The organism is Alcanivorax sp. HI0044, assembly GCF_001634945.1.
Window position 1 is genome coordinate 1 of the sequence record NZ_LWEZ01001700.1, and the last position, 906, is coordinate 906.

Here is a 906-nt window from a genome sequence, read left to right on the forward strand (position 1 = left end):
CCCTTCGATCATCCGCTTTTTATTCTCTATTCCTCCGGCACCACCGGGCAGCCCAAATGCATCGTCCATGGAGCTGGCGGCACCCTGCTTCAGCAGACCAAAGAACTGCATCTGCACGGCGATGTGCGCGACACCGACACCCTGTTCTACTTCACCACCTGCGGCTGGATGATGTGGAACTGGCTTATCTGCGGCCTGCACACCGGCGCCACTCTGGTGCTCTATGACGGCAACCCGGCCTACCCGGATACCGGCCGGTTGTTTGACCTGATTGATGCGGAAGGCATTACCCACTTCGGCACCAGTGCCAAGTTTGTTCAGGCGGTGGAAAAATCCGGCTTGCGCCCGAAAGACAGCCACGACCTGGGCACCCTGCGCACCCTTTTCTCCACCGGCTCGCCACTACTGCACAAAAGCTATGACTACCTGTACCAGCAGGTGAAACCGTCATTACTGGTCAGCTCCATTTCCGGCGGCACCGACATTATTTCCTGTTTCGCACTGGGCAGCCCCATGCTGCCGGTGTATCGCGGCGAGCTGCAATGCCTCGGCCTGGGCATGGATGTGGCCGTATTCGATGACAACGGCCAGCCCCTGGCCGACAGCAAAGGCGAGCTGGTGTGCCGCAGCCCCTTTCCGTCCTGCCCGGTAAGCTTCTGGAATGATCCGGACGGCCAGCGCTTTCACGCTGCCTACTTTGCCCGTTTCCCGGGCGTCTGGGCCCATGGCGATTACGCCCAGCTGGTGCCCCATGACAGCCATCAGGGGCTGATTATCCATGGCCGCTCCGATGCGGTACTCAACCCCGGAGGTGTGCGCATCGGCACCGCAGAGATCTATCGCCAGGTGGAAACCCTGCCAGAAATCCGCGAAGCCATTGTGGTCGGCCAGCAATTCGACGGTGAT

1 protein-coding gene is annotated in these 906 nt (G+C 60.5%); it reads left to right on the plus strand.

The genetic code is table 11. From position 1 onward, the window contains the following. Window positions 1-906: AMP-binding protein (locus A3730_RS25565; RefSeq protein ID WP_156501364.1), on the plus strand; the 906-nt coding region annotated here is incomplete at both ends.